Consider the following 23,635-nt stretch of genomic DNA (forward strand, 5'->3'; position numbering starts at 1 on the left):
CATCTAGTTAAATTATGCGTTGCCTGAAATCCTTGGTAAGCAAAATTCATCTAGCCGACGACTTCCCGTACCACCACGTGGAAGTAAGGTAAGCGTAGCGTTTCCGTTAAAAGAAGAGTATTGTGCCTACGTCATTTTCACTCAAATGTCAATTACCTGAAACCTTGAGGTTGGGGGTAGCGTCACTATTTCAGCCAGTAGTTATCAGAAATCACTCCAGATTGTATATTTCATAATCTGGATAAAGTACTTGAGATAATTAGAATGCAAGCTGAAATCCTAAATCCCCAATTGCTATGATGCCCTGCTATCAATTGCCCTTATCACAGATACGTCGCTTTGGATTAGCTTTAATGCTGCCAGCTGCACTATTAGGCACTTTTGCCTTCCCTACCCAAGTGCAAACCGCTACTGCACAAACATCTCAGGCAAATCGCCCCCTGACTATCCGCGCTGATGTGCAAGAATATGACGCAAAAAATCAAGTAATCACCGCTCGCGGTAACGTGCAAATGTTGTATCCTTCTCGTCAGCTTCAGGCAACATCTGCCCAAGCACAGTATTTTAGTAAGGAACGCCGAATTGATTTCAGTGGTAACGTCTATATTTTGCAACAGGGCGGTAACAGTATCCGAGCAGAGAAAGTAACCTATTTAATCGATGAAGGGCGATTTGTTGCTTTACCCCAATCCAACCGTCAGGTAGAGTCCATCTACATGATCGAGGAATCAAATAATAGCGGACAAACTGCGACACCTGCCCCACAAACACCACCTTTGAAGCCTTCTAATTAGCATTTACCACCAAGAAAGGGTGCTTCCAGCGTGAAAATTGTTTTAGAGAATATTCACAAATCTTACGGCAAGCGAGTAATTGTCAATCGTGTCAATCTTTCAGTTGCTCAGGGCGAAATTGTTGGTTTACTAGGCCCTAATGGGGCTGGTAAAACCACGACTTTTTACATTGCCACAGGTTTAGAAAAACCCAATCAAGGAAAAGTTTGGCTGGGTAATGTAGACGTGACGGGAATGCCAATGCATAAAAGGGCACGACTGGGTATTGGTTATCTAGCACAAGAACCAAGTGTTTTTCGCCAGCTCTCGGTAGAGGATAATATTCTGTTAGTACTAGAGCAAACTCATGTACCACGTTGGGAGTGGGCAAGGCGACTCAAAACTTTACTGCGGGAGTTTCGGTTGGAAAAATTAGCTAGGAGTAAAGGAATTCAACTTTCTGGTGGTGAGCGACGGCGGACGGAATTAGCAAGGTCTTTAGCTGCTGGACAAGAAGGTCCAAAATTTTTACTTTTGGATGAACCATTTGCGGGAGTCGATCCGATCGCAGTTTCAGAAATTCAACAAATCGTAGCACAACTGCGCGATCGCGGCATGGGAATATTAATTACAGATCATAATGTCCGCGAAACCCTAGCCATCACCGATCGCGCCTACATCATGCGTGAGGGACAAATCCTTGCTTTTGGCGCTGCTGACGAACTCTACAGCAATCCCCTTGTGCGGCAATATTATTTAGGGGATAATTTTCAAGTCTAAATTAATAATAATTTAGTTAATAATTTCAAAAGATATTTTGATTTTTGATTCTTCAGCATGAATTTATTAGTTAATTTTCAGCCATTAAGAATTTAATTTTGATCCTAAATACACTAGAGATGCTTTGCTTTGCCAGGGTTGCCAATATCTAAATTTTCAAGTTGCTTATGATATCAAAGAAGCTCACGTATTTTAATAGTCTCTATTCGCTGCTGCCTTTTACGATCATGGATCGTTACCTTGCCAGCGAATTGTTAGCGCCGTTTTTCTTTGGTGTCGGAGCTTTTTCATCAATTGGTGTCACCATTGATGCTGTATTTGATCTCGTCAGAAAAATTGTAGAATCTGGGCTACCCATAGACATTGCTATTCAAGTTTTTTTGTTAAAATTTCCCAATTTTATCGTTTTAGCTTTCCCCATGTCTACGCTGCTGGCTACTTTGATGACCTACAGTCGTCTTTCTAGCGAGAGCGAACTAATTGCCTTGCGTGGTTGTGGCGTCAGTGTCTATCGCATGGTGCTAACTGCTGTGATGTTAAGTCTTGTAGTCACAGGAATGACATTTGTCTTTAATGAAGAAATTGCACCAGCAGCAAATTATCAAGCGGCGATGACTTTACAGAAAGCACTCAAATCAGACAAGCCAACTTTTAAACAGCAAAATATTTTCTATCCTGAATACCAGGATGTTGTCCAGCCGGATGGTTCTAAAAATCGGATATTGACACGCTTGTTTTACGCCGACCAATTTGATGGTAAGCGTATGACAGGGTTGACAATTATAGATCGCTCAACAAAAAATCTGAATCAAATTGTAGTATCAGAATCGGCTCAGTGGAATCCTTCTCAAAATGTCTGGGATTTTTACAACGGTACGATCTATTTTGTTGCTGCCGATCGCTCTTATCGTAACATCGTCAAATTTGAACAACAACAACTGCAACTACCGCGCACGCCATTAAGTCTGGCAGAAAAAAGCCGCGATTATGGTGAAATGAATATTTCTGAAGCACTAAATCAACTAGAAGTGGAAAATCTTGGTGGCGATCGCCAAAAAATTCGTAAACTTGAAGTGCGGATTCAACAAAAAATCTCTTTGCCCTTTGTATGCGTAGTTTTTGGCTTGGTAGGTGCAGCAATGGGAAGCATACCGCAGCGGACGGGGAGAGGTACAAGCTTCGGGATTAGTGTCCTAGTTATATTTTCGTACTACTTAATTTTCTTTATTAGTGGGGCGATGGCACAAGCAGGTGTCCTCTCTCCCTTTATGGGGGCTTGGTTGCCCAACTTTCTTTTTTTGGGAATAGGTTTATTCTTATTGATGCGAGTTGCGAGACGGTAAAGTGAGGTGGATGCGGCAGTAGACAAACAATATTAAACATCTGGTGAAATTAAATATGCGTTATCCATAACCCCTGTAGAAACATCGCAGTGGTACATCTCTACATTATTTTTCACCAGATGTCTATTATTCTCCCACTTCAATTACGGGTGATAATTTCGACATTCTGGTGCATTGGGGTTTTCCTTGCAGTATTCTTCAAAAGAGACTTTAGCTGATATCATACCCTCAGCTTTCTGATGAGCTGCTTCTGCCTGAAGTTCTTCTACCTCATCCCAGGCAGCTGCACAGGCTTTAGAATAAGCACCTTGTTCAGTGCAAATAGCACGAGCCTGCTCAATTGCTTTTTGAATTCTCCCCTCCAGCAGTAGCGATTTTGGCGCTTCCACAAAGTCGCTTTTAGTCAAAATGTCGGTAATCGAGATGATGCCCAACAACTTGCCTTGAATCACAGGTGCGCGATGAATACCAGTATTAGCAAATAACCGCGCTACATATTCCACACCCAAATCAGGATTGACTACAATGCAGGGCTTGCTCATAATTTCATAAACCCGCACTTGCTTGGGATCTTTACCGTAGGCTGTGATCTTATAGACAATATCCGTTGCTGTGACAATGCCATAAGCATCATTCTCATGGCGGCAATCCACAACCAGTGCCCGCAATCCTTTATCTTTCATCAGCCCCACCGCTTCAGCAACAGTTGCCGAACCGCGAATGGTAACTACGTCTTTGGTCATGATATCTTCAGCTTTCATCATTGCTGTAGTCTCCTGGTTAATAGTCCGGTGCAGCACTGCGCCCTCATGGACGTATCGAAGCATTGCAGCGCACAGTTGGCTAACTAGAAAGTAAAAAAGTTGAACTTTTGCCCAGCTACAACAATAAATTAGACCAGTTGTCAACTTATGATGTTATCCAATGTAACCAATGCCCAAAAACTAAGCATAAATTGTGATAAAACTCTCTTAGGGACTTGCAAATAAAAAATATCCAATTAACTCTTGTGGGGTGGGCGTCTCGCCCGCCCTGTAGACTGGGCGGGCAGGATGCCCACCCCACAATATTGGATAATTTATTTCTTGGAGTTCTCTTACTGAACCTAGCGTGACTTCGGTAGCGTTCGGTGCATCCAAAGTATTTCTTACTGCGGTAACGCAACCACACCCGCAAAACTTGGGGAATTTGATCTTTTTGTTCAGTTTCAACCTAAATTATCCAACACCATAATAGCCATATTTTGATGATAGGTTGGATGTTTGAAGGTTTATTTTTTCATTGCCGAAAATTGCCGCATTTTCCAGAAATAGCTAGAAATCAAATTAGTAATAATATGAGCGACAATCGGCACTAACAAGTTGCCCGTAAGCAGGGCGCTATATGCCAATATCATCCCGACAATTGTTGCCCAAATTACATAAGGCCATTGTTGGGAACCGCTAAAATGCAAGATGCCAAAGCAAAGACTGGATACAATTACAGCTGTAAGATCGGAGCCTAAAGCTGGTAGCATCACACCTCTAAATAACAATTCTTCACTCAACCCTGGTAGCAACCCCAGCCAAATTAAATCTGGTAAAGCTAAAGGCTTGAGTACTACTTCTAGGTAATAATCTGCACTCTTACGATAGGCAGTCCACAGGCGGTAAGTTAAGCCACTTAACGCGGTGAGTACAAACCCCAACCCTACACCTAACAGCAACTCTCTTTGATTCAAGTCCCAAGAAAATAGCGAAAAGTTGCCAAAGTATAACGAAAGTTTGGCGACTATCAACAAAATGATTGCAGTCGCTCCCACCGCCCCAAGTATTTGGATGCGCGTCAGGTATGGAATTTCTGGCTCTTGCTTTTGTTGTTCAATCACGGGTTTTTTAGGGGAGAGATGAGGGAAATGAGGGAGATGAGGAAGATGAGGAAGATAACAACTCATAACTCATAACTCCTAACTCCTAACCTTTAATTACTGGCTGCAAAGGTAATAATTTGGGACGGAGAGCGGAGGGATTGATACCTGCTTTGTGTGCTACCAATACACCTACTGCTTCTAAATATGAGTTTACCTGTATAGATTTGATCCCCAAAGGTTGGGCAGGAACTTTTATCAGAGTTTTATTTTCTTCTACTGTAATTATTTGGCATTGTCTTTGGCTTAAACTCAGTAAGGCACTGCTACCACAAGCATTTGCAGGTGCGATCGCAGCATCTACTTCATCTGCCCAAATATCTCCTTGCTGTGATGCTATTGTTCCTCTGTCTACTATAAATTGTGGGGCACGACTTAATCCTACAAGGACGCACGGTAAAAAGGTATAGCCCAATTCTTCGGCGGCGGAACGGGGAGATAAATCAGGTTGTGGAGGTTCGCTCAAAAGGGCGGGAGAATGGGCGCAAGGAATTTGAAAGGTTCGCACTAGCAAATGGCTAATTACGGCTTCTGCACCCGCTAAGGAATCAACACCTTCACCCTGGCGGTATTTTTGTACTGCTTCCTCATCCATATCATCAGGGAAACGAGCAACAACTGCGATCGCTTCTGCCCCCGCTTTTTTAATTAATATCTCAGCTGCCCTTAACAAGCTATCTGGGTTGCCAATTGTTCCCCAACTCGCTCCCGATGCTGTAGTCCGTAATTCTACATTTAATGGTGCATCAGTGATTACATAATCTGTTAAGGTCAATCCTAGAGTGGCTCTAACTGCATCGGCGGCTTGTATGTGCCGTAGTTGCAACTCTGGCTCAATGGCTTGGTCTAAAAGCAAACCTACTTTGTTGTTGCGGACTGGACGCAAACCCCAGCATCCAGAGGCAAATTTGTCAAGTCCATAACCTTCAACATAGAAAGCATTTGGCAGATTCCAATACAAACTTGCGCCATTGAGGACATTGGGGTGAGTAATTAGGCGATCGCAAACCTGTGCTATAAGTTTGGCAACAGGTAAAGCATCTCCTGCATAACCCCCAATGGCAGCCCCAACGCCTGTTGGTACGATTAAGATAGCGGTGTATGGACAATTCATCTTAAGTTATGAGTGCTGAGTTATGAGTTATGAGTTTATGAATAACAAGCCATCAAATACTAACTCCTAACTCCTAACTTCTAACTCCTAACTATTGACTGTAGTCACCACAGCTTCAACTGTAGCTTTTTGTTCGTCAGCATCTATAGAAGTAACTGCCCAACGCAGAGGTTCGCCTTGTTTCTTTAACTCTGTTTCAATGACTTCTAGTAATTCTGCGGGAGTTTCTTGTAAATCAATTTCTGCGGTAATAAAATGAGTCGTCATTTTGGTAAATCCTGTTGATTTGTAGTTTCTAGAATAACTGATATCAGTTGCTATAAAATCCTTGTGTTATTTATAAAGTACTTAGAGGATGTTTTAAAAGTATTGGGCGAATAGAATTTGCTACTACACAAAACTTAGTCCACCTCCGTGGACTAAGAAAAAATTAAGGGTTTTTAACCTGCGGAGGCAGGTTTTGTATTTCGACTCCGCTCAACACAAGTCTGTGTAGCCGCGACTTCTAGTCGCCAGGGCTTTACAAACATCATCATGATAACTGTGCGCTGATTATTTGCCTTTGCCAAATTGTAACTGATAAAGTACATCTTCCTTTTCGGTCTGAATTTTCAAATCAGAAAGGGGTTTGGCAACACAAAGCAATACGTAACCTTGCTTTTGCAAATCTGGACTAACGCCCATACCATCAGCTTGATCTACAGTTCCCTCGCTTATTTGACTAGCGCAAGTTGTGCAGACACCTGCATTACAAGAACTCGGCAGTTCCAAACCAGCAGCTTCGGCAACTGATAAGATCGTTTCATTTTCAGGAACTTGCAAGGTATGAATTTTGCCTTGGTGATCAATTTCTACGGTGTAAGTTTTGGGCATATACAAAAGAAGCGTGATGCAACGGACAAATTTATCAGTTTATCTGAATTAGTTAAAAATATCCAGATGTTACCACAAAAATTTAGGTAAAAGATTGATAATCATAGCAGCTAATTCTGAATATTTTGTATGTTTGTAACATTATTTACAATATAATACACAAATAAATTAGTTAAATTTGCTTACTATAAAATATTCGCGTAGGCGTAGCCCGCCGTAGGCATCGCGTTTCTTGCGATCGCTGTAAATCAACAATATACACTATGTAGCGATGGTTGCACTCACCAACCAACTTTGGTCATCAATGTTGTAAAGTTGACTCTTAACGTTACAACATAAAGCCTTAGAGCTAGAACATAAAGCCTTAAGGTTACAACATAAAGCCTTCAGGTTACAACATTAAGCTTAGTGATTTTGGAGTAATAAGTAATAAGTAATAAGTAATGAGTAATGAGTAAGTACCCATTTCTCATCCACTCATTACTCATTACTCATTACTCATTTAAAGTACTGTCACCAATGATAAAAAGCCGTCCTCAAAAGACATGGCTTTAGACCCAAGTTTTCGGTGAAAATTAAAGGTGTCCAGCAGATCCCCGATTTCGCAAAGAAGTCGGGGATCTATTTCATCACGAATGATTCAGGCTTGCTATATAATAAGACTTTGCATTAACCCAGAACTTCTGAAATCTTAAGATTTAATGACCAGGTTTATACATGATCAATTTGCCAAAGACTATCTAGAAGAATTATTAAAAGATTACGGAGAAGTCAAGGCATCAGAAAAAGTATCAGGAGAGATTAAAGAAATAGATGTTTTATTCACTCCTGCTAAACAGCAAAGCTCTAATATACAAATACTGGGTTTGCTAGGAAGATTTGCTGAACATCCTGCAATTATAGAACCGTACCGCAATCCAGCTTCTACCGATGAAATCTGCGACTGTATTCTAAAATTATTAGAAATAAAGGCTTTATTGCGACGAGAAGCTAAGGCAAATAAAACCAAACTTCAAGACTCAGAAATTCCCAAATTGTGGGTTTTTACACCAACCATATCTGAAACTAGATTGTCTAGCTTTGGAACTATTCAAAAACAAGGTTGGTTATCAGGAGTGCATTTTCTGCCAGATGCCTTGCGAACAGCAATTGTAGCGATACACCAACTACCGCAAACACCAGAGACATTATGGTTGAGGCTTTTAGGTAGGGGAAGTGTGCAGTCACAAGCGATTATCGAGTTGCAAGCGTTACCATTAGATCATCCATACCAGAAACAAACTCTTGAATTAGTTTACAACTTGCGCGAAAACTTGAGAGTAAATCAAGAATTAGAAGCAGATGATAGGGAGTTAATTATGCGACTAGAACCACTTTATCAAAAAAATAGAGAACAAGCCAGAGAAGAAGGAAGGCAAGAAGGAAAAAAAGAAGGAAGGCAAGAAGGAAGGCAAGAAGGAAAACAAAACTTAATATTGCGTCAACTCAATCGCCGTATTGGTGAGATTGATACGTCATTAATCGAGCAAATTCAAGGCTTATCACTTGAACAATTAGAGAATTTAGGAGAAGCATTGCTAGATTTTTCTAGTTTTTCTGATTTAGAAACTTGGTTAAACCAACAATCAATCTAATTTATTATTACTACACCTGAGAAATCGAATTATTACCCCCCTTAATCCCCCCTTATAAAAGGGGGAAACAAGAAAATCCGGTTCCCTCGCTTTTATAAGGGGAGGGTTAGGGTGGGGTAAAACAATATTTGATACATCAATCATGACTTTCCAAACATCTTCTTAGTCCACGGAGGTGGACTAAGTTTTGTGTAGTAACAAATTCTATTCGCTTTTTAAACTTTCAGTATAAAAAAATCTGCTAATAACTGATTACCAGTAAGGCTTTCATCATAAAAGTAAGCTAAACTTTTATAGCCAAGTATTGCCTAAAAATTTCATAATTAAAGATAGAACATCCCAATGGAGAACATCAAAATGCTAGAACAATATCGTAAACACGTTGCCGAAAGAGCAGCACTCGGTATTCCTCCTTTACCATTGGATGCGAAGCAAACATCAGAATTATGTGAATTACTGAAAAATCCGCCCAAGGGTCAAGAGGAGATATTATTACATTTATTGAGCGATCGCGTTTCTCCTGGTGTTGATCCAGCAGCTTATGTCAAAGCTGGATTTCTCACCGCCATTGCTAAGGAAGAAATCACCAGTCCGTTGATTGCGCCCATCGAAGCAGTGCAATTGCTGGGCACAATGATCGGTGGTTACAATGTGCAATCTCTAATCGATTTACTGCAATTGCCCACTGTATCCCTCTCCGACTCATCCGAAACACCTCTCGTCATGGGCGGACAAGGAAAAGAACCCATTTCCGCCTACGCCGCCAACGCCTTAAGCAAAATCCTCTTGGTGTATGACGCTTACCACGATGTTTTAGAGTTATCTAAAACCAATCCTTTCGCGAAGTTGGTGATTGACTCTTGGGCGGAAGCTGAATGGTTTACCATGCGCCCCACAGTTCCAGAAGCGATTACTGTCACCGTTTTTAAAGTTCCTGGCGAAACCAATACCGACGATTTATCACCCGCCCAAAGCGCTACAACTCGCCCGGATATTCCCTTACACGCCTTAGTGATGTTAGAGTCACGGCAACCGGGAAGTTTACAAACTATTGCCGAGTTGAAAAAGAAAGGACATCCTGTAGCTTACGTGGGAGATGTAGTTGGTACTGGTTCCTCGCGTAAATCTGCCATCAACTCAGTGTTGTGGCACATGGGAAATGATATACCCTTTGTGCCAAACAAACGCGCTGGGGGTTATGTTTTAGGTGGTGCGATCGCGCCAATCTTCTTCAACACAGCAGAAGATGCTGGTGCTTTGCCTATTCAGTGCGATGTCACCAAACTCGAAACCGGCATGGTAATTACCATTCATCCCTACAAAGGCGAAATCACCAACGAAACAGGCGAAGTAATTTCCACCTTTACCCTCAAACCTGATACCATTCTCGATGAAGTTCGCGCAGGTGGACGCATCCCCCTACTTATCGGCCGTACCCTCACCGACAAAACTCGTCTTGCACTCGGTTTAGAACCAAGCACAGTTTTCACGCGTCCCCAGCAAGCCTTTGATACAGGCAAAGGCTACAGCCTAGCACAAAAAATGGTCGGTAAAGCTTGCGGATTACCTGGTGTACGTCCCGGTACATCTTGCGAACCCATCATTACTACCGTTGGTTCTCAAGATACCACAGGCCCCATGACCCGCGACGAATTAAAAGAACTCGCTTGTCTTGGCTTCAGTGCAGACTTAGTTATCCAAAGTTTCTGCCACACAGCAGCTTATCCCAAACCAGTAGACATCAAAACCCATCACGAACTCCCCGATTTCTTTGCTTCTCGTGGCGGTGTCGCCCTCCGTCCCGGTGATGGTATCATCCACTCTTGGTTAAACAGGATGCTGCTACCCGACACCGTAGGAACTGGCGGCGACTCTCACACCCGCTTCCCCTTGGGTATTTCCTTCCCCGCCGGTTCTGGATTAGTGGCCTTTGCAGCCGCCTTGGGTGTTATGCCTTTAGATATGCCAGAGTCAGTTTTGGTAAGATTTAAAGGTGAATTGCAACCAGGTATCACCCTGCGCGATGTCGTGAATGCTATTCCCTACGTAGCAATTCAAAAAGGTTTGCTGACAGCAGAAAAACAGAACAAGAAAAATATCTTTTCTGGGCGAATTTTGGAAATAGAAGGTTTGCCAGATTTAAAAGTTGAACAAGCCTTTGAACTCACCGATGCTAGCGCCGAACGTTCTTGTGCCGGATGCACAATTAAACTGAGTGTAGAGACAATTTCGGAATATCTGCGTTCTAACGTAGCGTTGCTAAAAAATATGATCGCACGGGGCTATCACGATCCGCGTACCATGCTGCGCCGTGTGGCAAAGATGGAAGAATGGTTAGCAAATCCCGTGTTATTAGAAGGCGATGCTGATGCGGAGTATGCCGAAATAATTGAAATTGATTTGAACGAAATCAAAGAACCAATTGTTGCTGCTCCCAATGACCCCGATAATGTTAAGTTATTATCGGAAGTTGCGAACGATCCAGTGCAAGAAGTATTCGTCGGTTCTTGTATGACAAATATCGGTCATTATCGGGCAACAGCGAAAGTTTTGGAAGGCGCAGGTGAAGTTCAAACTCGTCTGTGGATAGCACCACCAACGCGCATGGATGAACACCAATTAAAAGAAGAAGGTGTGTACAGCGTTTTTGGGGCTGCGGGTGCTAGAACAGAAATGCCAGGATGCAGTTTGTGCATGGGTAATCAGGCGCGAGTTGCTGATGGCACAACAGTGTTTTCTACCTCTACCCGCAACTTCAATAATCGCATGGGTAAAGATGCGCGAGTGTATCTTGGTTCAGCAGAATTAGCCGCAGTTTGTGCGCTACTAGGACGGCTGCCGACAGTGCAGGAATATTTGGATATTGTGGCGAGTAGAATTCATCCTTTTGCAGATGATTTGTATCGGTATTTGAACTTTGATCAAATTGCCGGTTTTGAGGATGAAGGGCGAGTGATTTCTAAAGAAGAGCAGGCGTTGTTAGTATAGTTTAATTAGGTGGGTGTTATGCCCACCTAGTTGTTAGCATTTTCAAGAGGAATATTAATGAATAATCCATCTTTTATCAACAAAAAAAATCTATATGAACAAGACTTTTACTTGTGGACACAAACAGTTGCACACCAGTTAAAAGAAAATAATTTTAATGAAATAGATATAGTTAATCTAATTGAAGAAATTGAAAGCATGGGGAAAAGTGAAAAACGCGAGTTAAAAAATAGATTAATTGTGCTATTAATGCACTTGCTTAAATGGCAATATCAACCAGAAAAACGTAGTGAAAGTTGGCGCAGTACCATTTCTGAACAGCGTATCTGTATTGAAACATTATTAGAAGATAGTCCGAGTTTGCAACCTCTACTTGCAGAAGTATTTGAAAACTGTTATCAAAAGGCTCGTCTCAAAGCATCTGATGAAACAAAGATTAAATTAAATTTCTTTCCTCAAGAATCTCCGTTTACATTAGAAGAAACTTTAAAAAATAGTTATTAGGTTGCATTAAGTAATTTTGACTTGTAATTAAACAAAGTTTTGGATATTGGCTAGCTTGATGCTTAAATAGATGATATTTCAGTATTTTTGCTGTTAAAGCTATTGTATAAATACACTAATTTGTATATAGATTATTGTATTTAAAAACTTTCATGCCTTACCTAAAATCAAAACATTTAACAACCAACTCGAAAAACTGGAATGAGGATTCAGACAAAGCTAATCGTAAATTAATCTACATTGGCGGAAAAATTCGCTTCCAGTCTGAACAAGATTTAGAGAATTATATTGAAGCTTATTTTGACATAATATTCCCAGACTTGGTTTTAATTAAACGTCAGCATAGCCTCAAAACGCAGCGTTGTGATTTACTATGCTGTAGTAAATTACATAAACAAGCAGTTATTATTGAATTAAAAAATGAAGAAGATAGAGGATTGGTATCTCAGCTATTGAGATATCGAAAAATTATTTTACAAAATCAGTCTTTTGCTGACAAAATCGATTACTCATTACCAATAAAGTTAATCGCTATTGCTCCTACTTTTCATGAAGACAATTACACAGATAAAGAAGCATCAAAATTTGAAAATGATATATCTTTTTGGAAATTCCATGTCGAATATGAGACAACAGGGGCTAAATTCCAATTAGAAGGTAAGAACTATGATATTCTTTACCCTGTGTTTGGCTTACCTGGCAGCTTACAAAATGAAGACCTGCGAAGTAAACTCTTACCAGCTTTTACTCATAACTTTAAAAGTAACTTGCCTGTAGATACTCATCAAAATTTTAGAATTATCAGAGAGCTTTTTATGGCTCAACCAAAGATAAAGGAAATGGTTAGCCCTACTTATAGAAAAATACTGTATGGTACTGGTGAAGGAGAAAATCATAAGAAACTAGCTGAGATAACTAATACAAGTAAAGGAATATGGTTATTTCTTTGGTTGCCAACTAAAGTGAAAACTAAAATCAAAATTCCAGTAGCACGATTTGGTTTTGTATTAGCTGCAAATAACAACCATTTTGCTCAAGATTCTGTTGTTGAATGGTTGGTGTGTACTCAGAAATGTTGAATGCTGATACAAAACTTTACATAAATATTTACACTAATTCTAAAAAGCCTAAATTAGTCAACATAACATCATCTCCTCAAACCAATGGACATAACTGATTTTCTGACACATACAAGATTGTAAATAGCGGAATTTATCTAATAGTGTATGTCCCCATTGTGCGGGAATAGATAAAAGCTGTAAAATCAGATAAGCTGTCAAACTAATGTAAATTTGTATGGTGATACCGTTGACGTTTTTGGTAATTAATTTGTCAAGTTTTAAGTGCATTTTTAAAAACTTCCACAATAGTTCAACTCCCCAACGTAATCGATAAATATCCCTAATTTCATCATCATTAACAGCGGCATCTCCCGACTCTGGTAAATTAGTTACTAAGCGAAATTCAGTTTTCGTTTCTAAATCACAAAAATTAATGACTCTATAGGCTTGAGCATCATCAGATGCACCTACTTTGACTAATCCAGTTGCATCCTCAAATTCTAGTTTCCAATTGTTTTTAATCCGCAAAACAAAATATTTGTTTTCTTGTACCAATTCTTGAATAAATTTTAATCCTGCAAAGCCTCTATCCATTACCCCTACAGCATTAGCTGGTAGACTAGACATCATCTTTGAACCGAATTTATAATCATGATCATGTCCAAAATTGATGAAATTATCTTCTGGGCTGCTAGTAGCTAAATTCAAAGAACTAAAAAGTTTGACTTGATGATGACCCAAAACCCATAACAATTTACTTGTCAGGGTAATAATTGTTGAATCAATAGGACAAATAGCAGAAATGTTGTGTAATTTTTTATGAATTTTCTTCTGTACTAACTCATTCAATTTTTGATAAATTTCTTGAAAAGGTTTTTGGCTTCGATGTAAGTTTGCTTTAGAAAAAGTAGAAATATCTACCTCAAATCCCGTGTTGTTTAATCTCTTAAACAAATCTCGCATACTTGTTAAGCTGTTATCCATAGCATAAGAGAGCCAGCACTCAAAAAACAGACGACTGTTCAATACTGGATAATCGTTTTTTGGCAGTCCTTTCAAGATATCTTTGACAATCTTGGGAAATGAATTTATAATCACTATCAAATAGATATACTTTAATCTTCCGCCCAAAATTTAACATATTTTGGGCTGTTTTTATCGGATTTTTCTTAACATTCAACACTTTTGAAAGCAGACTTAGTTAAAGTGCAACGTGCCAAAGAGCTTCGTCAGCAAATGACACCAGAAGAAAAAATTCTTTGGCAACATCTTCGTGCTAATCGCTTGAATGGTTTTCACTTTCGCCGTCAGCAGATTATCAATGGCTTTATTGCAGATTTCTACTGTCACGCAACTGCATTAGTGATAGAAATAGATGGCAAAATTCATGAACAACAAGCCAAATATGATGCAGAACGGGACAAAGTTTTGTCAGCTAGGGGACTGCGTTTGTTGCGAATTAAAAATGAAGAAGTGAGACACGAACTTGATAAAGTTTTGATGCGTATTTCCACAGCTTGTTCTCAACAGACCTAACCCCCCAACCCCCTTCCCTGCGAGGGAAGGCAGGGTGGATTAATTGTCGGGAGAGAAAAAGTTTTCTCACTCGACCATTGGACTCACAGGCATTGGGCAAAAGGAGTCGGAGTGGTCAAATAGCGCATCAAAAATCATTTGAAGTTGGTTAGCCATCAGCCTTAACGCTTCGGGAAGAGTCCGACAATTTAACTGACGAGCCAGGGAAACTAAAAACTGTCTGACCATCGCCCAATTAGCTGGTGAAAAACCGCCAGTATGAATACAGTTATCTTCATTTAAAGTTACATCCTTGACCCAATGAAGTTGATTTTCAATTGACCAATGACCACGAATAATCTCCGCGAATTCTGAAGCTGAATAATTTCAGCTACTTAAATAAAAGTGTTGTTCATGATAGTCAACAATCTGGCGACGACAATTCTATCCTTGAGGTCGAGTTCCATATCTGTTAACCTCAATTAAACTTTTAGCGCCAACCCAATCAGGTAGTGACTCAAATGGAATTGGATAGACTTTGACTTGACGAGTAGTCTTTCGTCCATGTAAATTTTCATCATGGTAATTGGTATCGATAGCGATTGAGGATTCAGCTAGCTCAGTAGCTACTTTCAGGAGATTTGGCTGGTTTCTTTTAATAGTAATAATGTAGTCATTTTCTCCCTCGATAATCAGCTCAACAGTTTTTTTTGGCAATGTAGTGCATCGGCTGTAATCACGATATGATGCCCATAAAGCTTTTTAATTAGCTCTTCTACCACACTAATCTCACTGTTTTTGTTATTTTCCATAGCTTGATGTCTGATTACCCATCCTTGCTGATGACTATAAACTGAAAACTGAAACGATACTCACAAAGTTTTGATAGGATTGATTTCCCCCGGTTACAGTACTTTTAATACATTTCCCATCGATGGCAAATAATTCTTTGAAATTAATTGGCAAACTCTTTTCTGCCCAGACGTTAAACAGTTCAGCTAATATCTGAAAATCAATTGACATCATAATATTTCTGAATGTTGATGCTGACGGAAATTGAATATCTGGAGATAAATCTAATAATTTGATTAGAGATAATCGATGATTTTTTGTGAACTCAGCTAAAGGTTTATACCCCCAATATCCTGTACAACTACCTAACAAAACTATAGTTAGTATTATCCAAAGTCTATGTCTAATACCTCTAGCATGTCGATAATCGGGAACCCCTTGGATTGCTTCGATTAAATTCATTCCTAACTTTCCTCTGGGAGAACCGTGTTTTTCTTAAGGAATCATCCTTCTATGTTATATTTTCTCTCTCGACAATTAATCCACCCTGCCTTCCCTGCGAGGGAAGGGGGAGAAATCCGGCTCCCCTCTCCGTCTCGGAGAGGGGTTGGGGGAGAGGTCAATCGCGATAAACTGTTAAAATCTAATTACCTTACACCAAGCTTTTTACACATAGGAGTTATAAAATGCTTGAAGTTCACAAAAATTATGTTCTCGACGAAAATCAACAACCTATTGCCGTACAAATTCCTATCGCTGAATTTGAAAAAATTGAAGAAATTCTTGAGAATTACGGTTTAGCAAAACTCATGGAGGAAATAGAGGAAGAAAGACCACTATCAAAAGATGAAGCCCTGAAATATTATCAATCACTAAAATAAGAAAATGTGGCAAGTTGAAAACATTTATGGACTTCTACACAACAGTTTTGCGAAAGAGTGCTGGTTATTGGTTTGCTTTATGTTTAGAAAATGGACTGGTAAGACAAGGGATAAATCAAGCAGCAGCAATCAAGCAACTTAAAGAAGCGATCGCATCTTTTTTGGAAGTCTATAAAATCGAACCTAATATGTACCATCCTGCACTCACTATAAAAGAATTACATGAGTTTTTGTCAGTGGATGACACTGAATTAGGATGATACATCTTCGAGTTCAAAAAAGTTGACATAAAAGTGCATCAGGTAGCCCATCACATACTTCGGATATTAATGGCTGTACGATGTCTACGACGGGCTACGCCTACGCTATCTCACTAATTTTTTATACCAAGCATAATTCATGTCTTCGTCGCCGGATGTACCTATAGTCTGGGACTTGCTGCAATTGATTAGACGAGATTCATACTTGTTAGTTATCCATTTTCTACACCCTACCCAACGCTAGTAGAAAAAGGGTTGGGCGTTAGGTCTATGACTCAACTTAGAAGCATAGACTAGATAGCCCTGACAATAGGGATGAAGCATGGAAATTTAACTGTATTGTAACGGTGGCTTTAGCTCCTGTTCTTTGTTGACGTTGCAAAAGTTTACATTTAGAATGGAATCGTCAAAAACAGATAAGTATTTATTCTTATTTATCCTGATAATTTGACATTCAATGAGTATATATTCTTATCTATGTCAAAAATTTAATTTTCTATAGTTAAAGAATGTTTACAAAAGTATTGAATCCTTAATATAATGAAATTAAAAGCGATAAGCCAAATTGATTGTCAGAAGTGATGAATGCTATTGAATTTCCCTGGCTAACAGCCATAATCCTCTTACCCTTGGTGGCTGCTTTAGCCATCCCCCTAATCCCAGACAAGGAAGGTAGAACTGTCCGCTGGTATGGTCTGGGCGTTGCTTTTGCCGACTTTGCACTGATGATTTATGCCTTTTGGTATAAGTACGACTTCCAAAGCTCAACACTCCAACTTATAGAAAACTATCCTTGGATACCGCAGTTAGGTTTGCATTGGGCTGTGGGAGTTGACGGTTTATCGATGCCCTTACTGCTTCTGACAGGCTTAATAAATACCCTCGCAATATTCGCGGCTTGGAAAGTTAACACCAAGCCGCGATTATTTTATGGTTTGATGTTAGCGATGTACAGCGCCCAACTTGGCGTATTTGTTGCCCAAGATTTGCTGTTGTTCTTCCTGATGTGGGAAATCGAGTTAGTGCCAGTTTACCTGCTGATTTCCATTTGGGGAGGACAAAACCGCCGTTATGCTGCTACCAAATTCATTCTTTACACCGCTGCTGCATCAATATTTATCTTGATTGCTAGGTTTTGCAATGGCATTCTCTGGAGATACCGTCACTTTCGACATGGCGACTCTAGGAATGAAAGAATACCCCAAAACCTTGGAATTGTTGGTTTATGCAGGTTTCTTAATAGCCTTTGGTGTAAAGTTACCGATTTTCCCCTTACACACTTGGCTACCTGATGCCCACGGTGAAGCATCAGCACCCGGTTCGATGATTTTGGCTGGTGTGTTGTTAAAAATGGGTGGTTATGCTCTCATCCGCTTCAATGTGGAAATGTTGCCCAATGCCCATGTGACTTTTGCCCCAGTGTTAGCAGTTTTGGGTGTGGTGAACATTGTCTACGGTGCTTGCTGTGCCTTTGCTCAAACCAATCTCAAACGTCGTTTGGCTTACTCTTCAATTGCCCACATGGGGTTTGTGCTGATTGGGATTGCCTCTTACACAGAACTGGGTATCAGTGGTGCAGTGTTACAGATGGTTTCCCACGGCTTGATTGCTGCTAGCTTGTTCTTCCTATCTGGCGTGACTTACGATCGCACCCACACCTTGATGATGGATAAAATGGGCGGTATGGCTAAGGTAATGCCCAAAACCTTTGCTCTGTTTACCATTGGTTCAATGGCTTCTCTCGCCTTACCCGGAATGAGTGGTTTTGTGGGTGAGTTGATGGTATTTCTGGGTATCGCCAGCAGTGATGTTTACAGTTCCAGCTTCAAAGTTGTAGTCGTTCTGCTGTCAGCAGTTGGCGTGATTTTGACACCAATTTATTTACTGTCGATGCTGCGTCAAGTGTTTTACGGTGAGCAAAGTCAAGACTTGCACTTGGATGCTGTAATATCTGATGTTAAACCCCGCGAAATATTTATTACTGCTTGTTTGTTACTGCCAATCATCGGAATCGGGTTTTATCCCAAGTTGGCAACGCAGACTTATGATGTAAAGGCAATAGAACTAGCTGCTCATGCTCGTCAAGTTCTACCAGTTGTTGCTCATCAACAACCATCAAGTTTGTACTCGCGGATTTTCTCTGCACCAACATTGGCTACTTCTCAAGTTGAAAGTTCGATTAACATTTCTGAGTAAATTAACTTCCCATTAAGGGGTCTGCAAGTAAATTCTAAATTATTAGGGCAATAGAGGGGTGGTTAAATAACTACCCCTAACATTTTGGCTTTATAGAATCACCATTTCATCCTGTTGCCACCAGATCGCCGACTTACTTCAAACTCGAAGCTTGCCGTCCACCTAAGCGTTGTTCTGACGCTGTAGGTAAGACATTGACAGAGATTGTTGCATAAACACCTTGTTTTTGACCAATCATGATCAGGCGAATAAAATCTCCTAAGCCTTCTACCAATCGAGCGTTACGTAAAACACCAGAATCTACTGCTAAAAATCCGATTTCTTGGGCAAGTCCCATCACTGTTTTTCTGGCTTGTTCATCATCTCCTGCAACAAAAACAGAAACTCCATAATCTTTTAGTGGTTCAGGTGCTAATTCAAAGACTTCCTGCGCCATCGTATTAAAAGCTTTTACCACCAGCGCTTGAGGTATATCTTTAGCAAGCTTTTCGGCTAGGGATTCTACTATTGGTGGATAAGCAAATCCTTCAGGAATATCCTGATTATTACAATCAATAATAATTTTACTGTCGAGAACTTCAGGATGAGAAAGCAACTGTTTTGGCATAATGTTGCGTACTGTCCACAAAATTACATCAGCAAACGCCGCCGCCTGATCATTTGTTCCACCTTGCGTTCCGCGTCCTGCGAACTCTGCTGTTGCTTTTCCTTTTTCGGCATCACGAGAGCCAAAAAATACTTCATGCCCCTGCTCTGCCCAGAGTATACCTAGAGAGCGTCCCATGTTTCCACTGCCAATAATTCCAATCTTCATGAGTTAACCCTCATTCCACCGTAAATTGTGAAAAGATTATAGTTAAAGCAGGTGAAGTAGCCACAAAGCAATTATGACCACCAACTTACCTGTAGCCACAGAAATTATACCAATGGTTCTGCAATTGCAACCTGCGATCGCCCGATGCAACGTGGATGAAAAGCGATCGCTGGGAAGCTATACCATTGCATGGGAACTGCAACAAAAATTTGCTGCAATGCAACGTCTCTACATACTTGTTCACCAGATGTTTCATACAAAAAGATAACGACATAAATATCTCTGTAGCTTTAATGTTAGTTTTATTCATATCCCAGCAGACTCCAGTCTGAATCCTGACAAAATTTAAGTTTTAATAAGTACCCTATTTCCTCACAAGTTCCTCACATTCTTTTTAATCAGATATCTCATATAAGGACAAACAACATAAATATCTCTATAGTTTTAATATTAGTTTTGTTGATATTTCAGTAAACTCCAGTTTGAATCCTAACAAAATTTAAGTTTTAATAAGTACCCTATTTTCTCACAAGTTCCTCACATGCTTTTTAATCAGATATCTCATATAAGGACAAACAACATAAATATCTCTATAGTTTTAATATTAGTTTTGTTGATATTTCAGCAAACTCCAGTTTGAATCCTGACAAAATTTAAGTTTTAATAAGCACCATATTTCCTCACAAGTTCCTCAGATTCTTTTTGTAACTTCAGGATAGAGACACTCAACTATTGCATTAATTAGCTTGAGAATTTACCGCCTTCTTGCGTTGGGGTATTTCGGCAAAAGCTAGACTACCTCTTTTCTTAGCGAAGGTATTGAAGCTTAATTCTATTTTTGCATCTGTAGGAGAGTTCTCTCATGGATTTTACAGAGAAAGTGCCATTTTTTAATCTCAAGACTTTAGGCTATTACAGGTGAGTCCTACGTAGGTGATACTATACCTACACTAAGTTAATTCCTGCCACAGTTAAAAACGATTTAGTTTCTAAATAAAGTAAACCTTCTAGAGATTTATCCTGCACTAGTTAAATAGTTGAGGGAGATGTATTTTGACTGCATTGTCCATGAAAAAACAACTTTAACAACATAGGTACAATCAATATGAACTTTAAACAATTTGGTGTATTACTGTCTCTATCTACAATTCTTGGACTCAACGTGATTGGGACCAAGGTTTTGGCTCAAGAGTCGCCTAGTATTACTTTTGGAGATGCAATCGGGTCTGGTGGATGTATTGTTGACGATCAGCTTCCTGGAGAGGATGGTAGAAGCTTATCGATCGTCTTGGATAACTTTAGTGCATTCAATGGTCAGCGTCAAAGGTGTATTTTACGCGTTCAAACTTTTATTCCAAGTGGTTTCATCATCCAAGATGTACAAGTACTGTACCAAGGAACTACTGATATTGATAGAGGGAGTAGAGGTACCAGCTTAAGCAGAACTTATAGCTTTAGTGGTGGTGCTCTTGGTCAAGCCGTAGCTCCCCCTAAAACTACCAAGTTTACATCTAGTAAGGCATTTGCGGAGCAAGATGAGATTACTGTTCTAGCTGCTACAGGTTTATGTAGTGGTGGTGGGCAAGGACTATTAGGTATTAATATGATTGCACAATCCTCACGAGGAAGTTCTATTTTCGTTGATACAGCAGATCTCAATGCTGGGGATGTAAGGCTTTATTTTGACCTAAGACGTTGCTAGTCCTCGCTTTTAGCGAGTCTGCGGATAGATGGTGATACACCGCACCAAATTCCAAATTTGGTGGTCTTCAATGAGTGATGGGGTCTAAATCCCCCACTCATTGAATCTACCGAATGTATTCTTCTTTAAGATTAAAAATTTCTGTTGATGAAGAGGAAGTTATGTTGAGATTAAATGATGCACGTAATTTTTTCATATTAATGTGCTTGTTTTTTTTCTATTGTTATGATGCCAATTCATCTAGCACTGCTACTGCAATAGACAACCAGCCAAAATTTTTGGTTAGTAGGAGATGTAATATAAGTTTCGATCCGCAAATAAATCAGTTTACACTTCGCTCTCCTATAACCGTAAATGCACAATCGCCAAGAGCTAGATGTATCGTTAGAATTAATACCTCTAATACTCAAAAGCAATTCAGGCTAGTGCCTTTAGCTTTAAAAGGTGTAGTAAAGAAAGCACCAGCACGAGTAGCTATCACATCATTCTTACTTGGCGATAAAGCAACTCCATATCAAATGATCTATGCAAGTGCTATGAATTTTGATTTGACTAATCAAATACCTCTAACTAACTATACAACTACAGGAAAAAGTGTTTTAGGCATTAATTTAGTATTAATGACGAACGGAGGAGAATTAGAGTTAACAGATATGAAGTTTGCACTTCAACAACAATAAAATGTGGATTGTAGCGCTTCTTTAATTTCTGAGATGAAAAGCGAGGAAATGGGATGCTCCCATTATTCCTCATAAGCATTAGTTACTGGAGTTTAGACTAAGCCATACAAAAAGACCCAGCAAGGCTGAGTTAATCAGAGATTTAGTAATGAATAATCTTGAGTATTAAACAGCAGCTGGTGGTTATTGACGTGGTGTGTTACTGTTTTTTTAACAATTGAGCATCAGTTTTTACGGTGACGCTTTTTTCCTGGTTCCCAACCAGGGGACTTTCAGCTAGGTTTTGGTGCAGAGGTAGGAGTACCAATCACCGCAAAAATCTCAATATTTGTAAGCTACTTGACGACACTCTTCAAGTCTGGGACAAATCATGTTGGCAGGTGAGTAATGGTAGTTCTTTTCTCACTTTCTGCCAAAAGGGGCACTATATTTAATCAGACACCCCCTTGTTTGATTGTCATTATTGTATTATTTATTTGGAACATATATACTACGCAATAGTTAAAAGTTGCGGATGCTTTCAGCCTGACTTGAGAATATTTTAATCTCTAATTCCATTTGCTTTGTGTTCTATCATATCGCTTTTAGCCTAAACCCCAGTACTAACAGCAAATAAAAAAAGGAATTTGTTAATGGCCACTTTTACGTTTGCTCCAACAATAACCTTTGAAGTTATTGATGCTGATTTACCTCCGTCATCTGTATTTGATGGACTAGGCGATGAAGTATTTCCTGGTAATTACTTTACCGTCGTACTTGGCGACATCGGAGAAGCAGCAGAATTTGCTGAATTCAACATCAACACATTGTCTTTCCCACTGCAAGAAGCCATTATCAGCGCAACATTCCAGGTTCGGATAACGGACTTAGGAGTATCAGGACTTGGAGTAGCTGAGAATGATAGTCCAGATATCGTGGGAGCCTATGGGTATGTTGGTAATGGTTTAGCTGAGGCTTCTGATCTTCAGGCTAGTACACTCTTAGATACTGTTGATACCTTGTTACCTTCGGTCGGTCAGCTGCTCACTTTTAATGTGACTGATTTTGTCAAAAACCTAGTTAGCAATGGAGATTCTTTTGTAGGGATAGCTCTGCGTGCATTAGAATTTGGAGCATTTGCGGTTGATCCTGCATCCGTAAGCCAACCAACACTAACGATTACCACAGCCCCAAAGATAACCGGAATTATTCTTGAAGGCACGGGCTTGGACGATACCCTCAATGGTGGTGCTGGCAATGATACACTCAATGGTGGTGCTGGTAATGACCAACTTATAGGCGGAGTAGGTCTAGATGTGTTAACTGGTGGTGCTGGTCAAGATAGTTTCTTGTTGCGTATTCCCAACACTACCAAATCTGACCCTTATCGCCCCTACGATCCTGCTTTGCTGGTAGACGGCTATGATACGATCGCTGACTTTGATTCCGTTGATGATAAGATTTTTATCTCCATATCTGAATTCGGACTAGCTCAACCCTTGGGTATACTTAATCCCAGCCTTTTCCATCTTGGTACTACTGCTACAACCACAAGCTTCATCTACGATCAACCCACTGGTAATCTGTTCTTTAATGTTATTAATAACAGCACTTTCCAATTTCAGATTGCTAGACTGTCAAATCAGGCGGCTCTGACTAATGCGAACATTATTCTGATTGCATAGTTTTACTCAGAGAATGTTGCTAAGTCTCTGATTAACTCAGCCTTGCTAGGTCTTTTTGCATGGCTTAGTCTAGTCTAAACTCCAGTTAATTTAAAACAACTAGTTTATGGTACTTTAGCCGACGTGGCTGATTATTAGCATCGGCACAGCTTACC

The 23,635-nt window shown here is 40.0% G+C and carries 24 protein-coding genes and 1 pseudogene; 15 read left to right on the forward strand and 10 right to left on the reverse strand.

The window, feature by feature from the left end; all coding sequences use genetic code 11:
• The first annotated feature begins 296 nt into the window (after positions 1 to 296).
• From QUD05_RS13970 to QUD05_RS13980, 3 genes are all read left to right on the forward strand, one after another.
• A complete protein-coding gene (locus tag QUD05_RS13970; RefSeq protein ID WP_289796585.1) occupies positions 297 to 794 on the forward strand; it encodes an LptA/OstA family protein in 498 nt (165 codons plus the stop codon).
• Positions 795 to 824: 30 nt separating this feature from the next.
• Positions 825 to 1,553: an LPS export ABC transporter ATP-binding protein gene (lptB, locus tag QUD05_RS13975; RefSeq protein WP_289796586.1), complete on the forward strand. Its 729-nt coding sequence runs from the start codon at positions 825 to 827 to the stop codon at positions 1,551 to 1,553.
• Between the two features lie 227 nt (positions 1,554 to 1,780).
• On the forward strand, positions 1,781 to 2,896 hold the full coding sequence (locus tag QUD05_RS13980) for an LptF/LptG family permease (protein WP_289796587.1): 1,116 nt from the start codon (positions 1,781 to 1,783) through the stop codon (positions 2,894 to 2,896).
• A gap of 143 nt (positions 2,897 to 3,039) precedes the next feature.
• On the opposite strand, the gene QUD05_RS13985 is transcribed toward QUD05_RS13980, so the two are convergent.
• The 5 genes from QUD05_RS13985 to QUD05_RS14005 form a co-directional block, all read right to left on the reverse strand.
• Complete coding sequence (locus QUD05_RS13985) at positions 3,040 to 3,660, reverse strand: CP12 domain-containing protein (RefSeq protein WP_289799964.1); 621 nt, start codon at positions 3,658 to 3,660, stop codon at positions 3,040 to 3,042.
• Positions 3,661 to 4,166: 506 nt separating this feature from the next.
• Positions 4,167 to 4,763, reverse strand: coding sequence for a CPBP family intramembrane glutamic endopeptidase (locus QUD05_RS13990; RefSeq protein WP_289799965.1), 597 nt, complete (start codon positions 4,761 to 4,763; stop codon positions 4,167 to 4,169).
• Positions 4,764 to 4,848: 85 nt separating this feature from the next.
• Positions 4,849 to 5,916, reverse strand: a complete 1,068-nt coding sequence (locus QUD05_RS13995) for a DUF3326 domain-containing protein (protein ID WP_289796588.1) — start codon at positions 5,914 to 5,916, stop codon at positions 4,849 to 4,851.
• Between the two features lie 87 nt (positions 5,917 to 6,003).
• On the reverse strand, positions 6,004 to 6,183 hold the full coding sequence (locus QUD05_RS14000; RefSeq protein ID WP_289796589.1) for a DUF8621 family protein: 180 nt from the start codon (positions 6,181 to 6,183) through the stop codon (positions 6,004 to 6,006).
• A gap of 285 nt (positions 6,184 to 6,468) precedes the next feature.
• Positions 6,469 to 6,789 carry a 2Fe-2S iron-sulfur cluster-binding protein gene (locus QUD05_RS14005; RefSeq protein WP_289796590.1) on the reverse strand — a complete coding sequence of 107 codons (321 nt, stop codon included), beginning with the start codon at positions 6,787 to 6,789 and terminating at the stop codon, positions 6,469 to 6,471.
• Positions 6,790 to 7,490: 701 nt separating this feature from the next.
• On the opposite strand from QUD05_RS14005, the gene QUD05_RS14010 reads away from it, so the two are divergent.
• The 4 genes from QUD05_RS14010 to QUD05_RS14025 all read left to right on the forward strand — a co-directional run bounded on the left by QUD05_RS14010 (position 7,491) and on the right by QUD05_RS14025 (position 12,994).
• Positions 7,491 to 8,423, forward strand: a complete 933-nt coding sequence (locus tag QUD05_RS14010) for a DUF4351 domain-containing protein (RefSeq protein ID WP_289796591.1) — start codon at positions 7,491 to 7,493, stop codon at positions 8,421 to 8,423.
• 357 nt (positions 8,424 to 8,780) lie between these two features.
• A complete protein-coding gene (gene acnB / locus QUD05_RS14015) occupies positions 8,781 to 11,411 on the forward strand; it encodes a bifunctional aconitate hydratase 2/2-methylisocitrate dehydratase (RefSeq protein ID WP_289799966.1) in 2,631 nt (876 codons plus the stop codon).
• 57 nt (positions 11,412 to 11,468) lie between these two features.
• Positions 11,469 to 11,915 carry a DUF29 domain-containing protein gene (locus tag QUD05_RS14020; RefSeq protein ID WP_289796592.1) on the forward strand — a complete coding sequence of 149 codons (447 nt, stop codon included), beginning with the start codon at positions 11,469 to 11,471 and terminating at the stop codon, positions 11,913 to 11,915.
• 152 nt (positions 11,916 to 12,067) lie between these two features.
• Positions 12,068 to 12,994, forward strand: a complete 927-nt coding sequence (locus QUD05_RS14025; protein ID WP_289796593.1) for a PDDEXK family nuclease — start codon at positions 12,068 to 12,070, stop codon at positions 12,992 to 12,994.
• 57 nt (positions 12,995 to 13,051) lie between these two features.
• Here QUD05_RS14025 and QUD05_RS14030 read toward each other — a convergent pair whose 3' ends face one another.
• Entirely contained in the window at positions 13,052 to 14,074 is a 1,023-nt protein-coding gene (locus tag QUD05_RS14030) for an IS4 family transposase (protein ID WP_289796595.1), read from the reverse strand.
• An 87-nt stretch (positions 14,075 to 14,161) separates the two neighbouring features.
• Here QUD05_RS14030 and QUD05_RS14035 point away from each other — a divergent pair, with 87 nt between their 5' ends.
• Positions 14,162 to 14,512 (forward strand): endonuclease domain-containing protein, encoded by a 351-nt coding sequence (locus QUD05_RS14035; protein ID WP_289796596.1) that lies wholly within the window; start codon positions 14,162 to 14,164, stop codon positions 14,510 to 14,512.
• A 66-nt stretch (positions 14,513 to 14,578) separates the two neighbouring features.
• Here the strand turns inward: QUD05_RS14035 and QUD05_RS14040 are convergent, their stop codons facing one another.
• The 3 genes from QUD05_RS14040 to QUD05_RS14050 all read right to left on the reverse strand — a co-directional run bounded on the left by QUD05_RS14040 (position 14,579) and on the right by QUD05_RS14050 (position 15,745).
• The gene (locus QUD05_RS14040) at positions 14,579 to 14,740 is read right to left on the reverse strand and encodes a hypothetical protein (protein WP_289794484.1); all 162 of its coding nucleotides are present in this window, start codon (positions 14,738 to 14,740) and stop codon (positions 14,579 to 14,581) included.
• Positions 14,741 to 14,935: 195 nt separating this feature from the next.
• Positions 14,936 to 15,208, reverse strand: a complete 273-nt coding sequence (locus tag QUD05_RS14045; RefSeq protein ID WP_289794483.1) for a hypothetical protein — start codon at positions 15,206 to 15,208, stop codon at positions 14,936 to 14,938.
• A gap of 129 nt (positions 15,209 to 15,337) precedes the next feature.
• On the reverse strand, positions 15,338 to 15,745 hold the full coding sequence (locus QUD05_RS14050) for a transposase family protein (protein WP_289795575.1): 408 nt from the start codon (positions 15,743 to 15,745) through the stop codon (positions 15,338 to 15,340).
• 224 nt (positions 15,746 to 15,969) lie between these two features.
• Here QUD05_RS14050 and QUD05_RS14055 point away from each other — a divergent pair, with 224 nt between their 5' ends.
• The 3 genes and pseudogenes from QUD05_RS14055 (at position 15,970) to QUD05_RS14065 (ending at position 18,620) form a co-directional block, all read left to right on the forward strand.
• The gene (locus tag QUD05_RS14055) at positions 15,970 to 16,164 is read left to right on the forward strand and encodes a RelB antitoxin-like protein (RefSeq protein WP_289796597.1); all 195 of its coding nucleotides are present in this window, start codon (positions 15,970 to 15,972) and stop codon (positions 16,162 to 16,164) included.
• Between the two features lie 26 nt (positions 16,165 to 16,190).
• Entirely contained in the window at positions 16,191 to 16,424 is a 234-nt protein-coding gene (locus QUD05_RS14060; RefSeq protein WP_289796598.1) for a type II toxin-antitoxin system HicB family antitoxin, read from the forward strand.
• Positions 16,425 to 17,005: 581 nt separating this feature from the next.
• A pseudogene (locus QUD05_RS14065) lies at positions 17,006 to 18,620 on the forward strand (NAD(P)H-quinone oxidoreductase subunit 4).
• Between the two features lie 133 nt (positions 18,621 to 18,753).
• Here the strand turns inward: QUD05_RS14065 and QUD05_RS14070 are convergent.
• Positions 18,754 to 19,434, reverse strand: a complete 681-nt coding sequence (locus QUD05_RS14070) for an NADPH-dependent F420 reductase (protein ID WP_289796599.1) — start codon at positions 19,432 to 19,434, stop codon at positions 18,754 to 18,756.
• A gap of 73 nt (positions 19,435 to 19,507) precedes the next feature.
• Here QUD05_RS14070 and QUD05_RS14075 point away from each other — a divergent pair, with 73 nt between their 5' ends.
• The 4 genes from QUD05_RS14075 (at position 19,508) to QUD05_RS14090 (ending at position 23,480) form a co-directional block, all read left to right on the forward strand.
• The gene (locus tag QUD05_RS14075) at positions 19,508 to 19,702 is read left to right on the forward strand and encodes a hypothetical protein (protein WP_289796600.1); all 195 of its coding nucleotides are present in this window, start codon (positions 19,508 to 19,510) and stop codon (positions 19,700 to 19,702) included.
• Between the two features lie 894 nt (positions 19,703 to 20,596).
• A complete protein-coding gene (locus QUD05_RS14080) occupies positions 20,597 to 21,136 on the forward strand; it encodes a DUF4360 domain-containing protein (protein ID WP_289796601.1) in 540 nt (179 codons plus the stop codon).
• Between the two features lie 113 nt (positions 21,137 to 21,249).
• Positions 21,250 to 21,816 (forward strand): hypothetical protein, encoded by a 567-nt coding sequence (locus tag QUD05_RS14085; RefSeq protein ID WP_289796602.1) that lies wholly within the window; start codon positions 21,250 to 21,252, stop codon positions 21,814 to 21,816.
• A gap of 632 nt (positions 21,817 to 22,448) precedes the next feature.
• On the forward strand, positions 22,449 to 23,480 hold the full coding sequence (locus tag QUD05_RS14090; protein WP_289796603.1) for a calcium-binding protein: 1,032 nt from the start codon (positions 22,449 to 22,451) through the stop codon (positions 23,478 to 23,480).
• The last annotated feature ends 155 nt before the right edge of the window (positions 23,481 to 23,635 follow it).

It is taken from the genome of Nostoc sp. GT001 (genome assembly GCF_030382115.1).
In the GTDB taxonomy this organism is placed as follows: Bacteria; Cyanobacteriota; Cyanobacteriia; order Cyanobacteriales; family Nostocaceae; genus Nostoc.